General features: G+C 62.8%; 3 protein-coding genes. All 3 read right to left on the bottom strand.

Going from position 1 to position 3,909, the window contains the following annotated elements:
• On the bottom strand, positions 1-724 hold a 724-nt coding region (locus EN749_RS32275), incomplete at its 3' end, for an AzlC family ABC transporter permease (protein WP_145991092.1).
• Positions 725-835: 111 nt separating this feature from the next.
• Positions 836-1,528, bottom strand: a complete 693-nt coding sequence (locus tag EN749_RS32270; RefSeq protein ID WP_128364686.1) for a TIGR02453 family protein — start codon at positions 1,526-1,528, stop codon at positions 836-838.
• Positions 1,528-3,732 (bottom strand): NAD-dependent DNA ligase LigA, encoded by a 2,205-nt coding sequence (gene ligA / locus EN749_RS32265; protein WP_128364685.1) that lies wholly within the window; start codon positions 3,730-3,732, stop codon positions 1,528-1,530. The genes EN749_RS32270 and ligA overlap by 1 nt, the downstream gene beginning before the upstream one ends.
• Between the last annotated feature and the right edge of the window lie 177 nt (positions 3,733-3,909).

Raw genomic sequence — 3,909 nt, 5'->3', positions numbered from 1 at the left:
GCCGTGCCTTTACGCCGCTGTGATGGGGAGGCAGGATGACCGCCAGCAGCACACCGGCAACAGCGCCGATCGAGACATGCCAGGGCGAGCCCACGGTCTTATAGGCGATGATCGAGGCGGCGGCGCTGGCGATGACCACCGGCAGCCACAGCGGCCGCTTGCGGAAGCCCAGCACGAGACCGAGGAAATAGATCGGCAGCAGGAAATCGATGCCGAGCGCATGCGTGTCGGGGATCAGCTTGCCGAACAGTGCGCCAAGCGCGCTTTCGACGATCCAGAACAGATAGACCGGCAAGCCAAGCCCCAGATACCAGGCAAAGCCGACCGTCTGGCCCGATTGCGCCCGCGCTTCGGCCACCGCGAATTGCGGATCGGTGAGGATGAAATAACCAAGTGCCTGCTGGATGACAGGCCAGTGCGCGATGCGCCGGCCGATGCCGGCGGAATAGAGCACGTGGCGGAAATTGACGGCGAAGATCGACAGCACGATCAGCCACGGCGCCACATGCTGGCCGAACAGCTGGATGCCGACCATCTGGCTGGCGCCGCCATAGACCAGCGCGCTCATCAGGAAGGCTTCCAGGACCGAGAAACCATTGTCGACGGCTAGCGCACCGAACAGCACCGCAAACGGCGCCGACGCCACCACGACAGGCATCGACAGCCGCACGCCCTGCCAGAAATCGCTTTTATCGCCGCTCTCGGAAATTGCTTGCGCCGACATGGCCTCTCCTTGATCAGGGCCTGATGTAGGAAGCGCTGCCTGCCTTGTCACACGAATTCGCTTGAGCCAAACGATCAGCGGAAATGATCGTCGGGTTACCGGAGCCGAAGGCTAGTCAAGCGAACCTTTGCCCTCGATCGCCCTGCCCCAGTCGAGCAGCGGCTTGGCGCGCAAGGTGAAATCGACGAGCTCGTCGACCAGATCAGCCGTATGGATTCCCGCCGGATCGATGACATGCTGGACATAGAAATGCCGGTGGCGGATGGCGGCGACCAGATCGGGATCGCTGATTTCCTCGAAGCCGCGTGGCGTACGCTTCATACGGCCTTCGGTCTCGAGTTCAAGCCGGTTCTTCTTCAACGCCGCCACCAGGCCGCGAAAATTGTCCGGCTTGGTCGCGATGGCTTTGCGCATCGCCAGCAGCAGCGCCGGCTCCGGCTGCCACCAGGCAATGTCGGCAAAACAGCGCTCAAGCCCGATATGCACGTAGAACACACCCTGCTCCATCTTGGTGCCGTCGGGCGACAGGATGGCCGACAAATGCCTGTTGTAGGGCCGCTTGTCTTTGGCGAAGCGCACGTCGCGATTGATGCGGAACAGCGACTTCTTGCGGTCGCCGCGCAGGCCGAGGCCTGCCTTTGCGAAGCGCTCGGTCAGCGTGTCGACGAGATCACTGAGCGGATCGCGCAACTCCTTTTCGAACAGGTCACGGTTCTCCAAAAACCACTCTCGGCTCTGGTGGAAATCCAGCGCCTTCAGGAACGGAATGGCTTTCGGGCCGAAACCCTTGAATGCGCCTTCCATCACGCCTTGCCGATCCGTACCAGCCAGGCATCCTCGTCGATCACCTCGATGCCGAGTTCGCTGGCGAGCTTGAGCTTGGAGCCGGCACCCGGCCCGGCGACCACCAGATCCGTCTTTGCCGAAACCGAGCCCGCGACCTTGGCGCCGAGGCGCTCCGCCATCGCCTTGGCTTCGGAGCGTGTCATCTTCTCCAGCGAGCCCGTGAACACGACCGTCTTGCCGGCGACCTCGCTGTCGGCCGAGACGTTGACGATATACGGCTTCGGCTTGACTTGGCGGAGCAACGCGTCAAGCACGTCGTCATTGCGCTCATTTCCGAAGAAGTCGCGCAACGCATCGATCACGGTATCGCCGATGCCGTTGACCGAGGGGAAAACCGTGTGTGGATCCTCCGCTGCCGCTGTCTCCTTGCCGACCCGGATCATCTCCTCGATGGTCGAGAAGGTGCGGGCAAGCACGGCGGCCGTCGTTTCGCCGATATGGCGGATGCCGAGCGCGAAGATGAAACGGTCGAGCTCCGGCTCGCGGCGCGAGTCGATGGCGGCGAACAGCTTGTCGAGGCCCTCATAGTTGCGATCCTCGACGCTGCGCACATTCTTGCGCGTCTTGCCCGATGCGGCCTCGCGCTGCCTTGCCTGCTCCTCGCGGCGTTCGGCCAGCGCCCTGGTGACGGCCGGACGGCGATCCCTGAGCGTGAAGATATCGGCGGCGGTCTTGATCAATCCCGCATTGAAGAACGTGTCTATGTTCTCCGCGCCGAGGCCTTCGATGTCCAGGGCGCCGCGTGACACGAAGTGGCGCAATCCTTCCACCGCCTGCGCCGGGCAGATCAGTTCGCCGGTGCAGCGCCGGCGGGAATCTTCCTTGCCGGTCTTTTCGTTGATCTCGCGCGTCGCCGGCGAGCCGCAGATCGGGCAAGTGTGAGGGAACTCGTAAGGCACCGCATCAGCAGGCCGCTTGTCGATGACGACGCTGACGATCTGCGGAATGACATCGCCTGCCCGCTGGATCACGACCGTATCGCCGATGCGCACATCGATGCCGTCGCGGATCGGCTCGCCGGTCGAGTCCAGGCCCTTGATGTAGTCCTCATTGTGCAGCGTGACGTTCTCGACCACGACGCCGCCGACTGTGACCGGCGCCAGCCGCGCAACCGGCGCCAGCGTACCGGTACGGCCGACCTGGATGTCGATCTTCTGCACGGTCGTCATCGCCTGTTCGGCCGGGAATTTATGCGCGACCGCCCAGCGCGGTTCGCCGGTGACGAAACCCCAGCGGCGCTGCAACTCCAGCTGGTCGACCTTGTAGACGACGCCGTCGATATCGTAGCCGAGCGCCGAGCGCTGCTCCTCGATCCGATGATAATGCGCGATCAGCTCCTCGGCCGATTTCGCCCGCACCATCAGCGGACTGATCTTGAACCCCCACTCGGCGAATTTCTGCACCGAATCATATTGGGTCGGAGCGGGATCAGCCGTCGTGTAACCCCAGGCATAGGCGAAGAATTTGAGGTTGCGGCTGGCGGTGACGGATGGATCCTTCTGGCGCAGCGATCCGGCCGCCGTATTGCGCGGATTGACGTAGTCCTGGCCGCCGGCCGCAGCCGACCGCTGCTTCAGCGCCTCGAATTCCGCATAGGTCATGTAGACCTCGCCGCGGATCTCGATGATTTCGGGCCAGCCCGAGCCTTTCAGCTTCGCTGGAATATCGGCAATCGTCTTCAAATTGGCGGTGATGTCTTCGCCAACGGCGCCGTTGCCACGCGTCGCGCCCTGCACGAACACACCGTTTTCGTAACGCAGCGAAGCCGACAGCCCGTCGATCTTCGGTTCGGCTGTGAAGGCGATGTCGAGCTCCTTGTCGCGATCGAAGAACCGCCGCCCGCGTTCGATGAAATCCGTGACGTCATCGTCGGTATAGGCCTTGGCAAGGCTGAGCATCGGCACGGCATGGCGCACCTTGGTAAAGCCTTCCGCCGGAGCGGCTCCGACCCTGAGCGATGGCGAATCCTCGCGCACCAGCGCCGGAAAGCGCTCCTCGATGGCAAGATTGCGCCGTGCCAGCGCGTCGTACTCGGCGTCGGTGATAACAGGCGCATCTTCGGTATGGTAGCGCCGGTCGTGCTCGGCGATCTCTTCCGCCAGCCGCTTCAGCTCGGCTTCGGCCTCGCTTTCGGTCAGGGCATCAACGGGTTTTTCGGACATGCTTTCTTCCCCGAACGGTGGCGCTACACAATAGATCAGGATTTTAGGAAAATCATTCCTGAACAGCAGGATGGAGCCATATCCTGACTCGATCCCTGACATCAGCTGTTCTTATGCAGCTGTGGTGTTCTCGCGCAGCAACCGTTCGGCGGCCGCGCGCGCTTCATCGGTGATGGT

Origin of the sequence: Mesorhizobium sp. M7A.F.Ca.ET.027.02.1.1 (assembly GCF_004022985.1) — a bacterium.
In the GTDB taxonomy this organism is placed as follows: Bacteria; Pseudomonadota; Alphaproteobacteria; order Rhizobiales; family Rhizobiaceae; genus Mesorhizobium.
The sequence above is the reverse complement of the archived record's forward strand: the minus strand, read 5'-3'. Positions and strand labels throughout refer to the sequence as shown.

Coding starts and splice junctions, on each gene's coding strand:
- EN749_RS32270 (WP_128364686.1), bottom strand. CDS start 1,528: ATGGAAGGCGCATTCAAGGGTTTCGGCCCGAAAGCCATTCCGTTCCTG.
- ligA (WP_128364685.1), bottom strand. CDS start 3,732: ATGTCCGAAAAACCCGTTGATGCCCTGACCGAAAGCGAGGCCGAAGCC.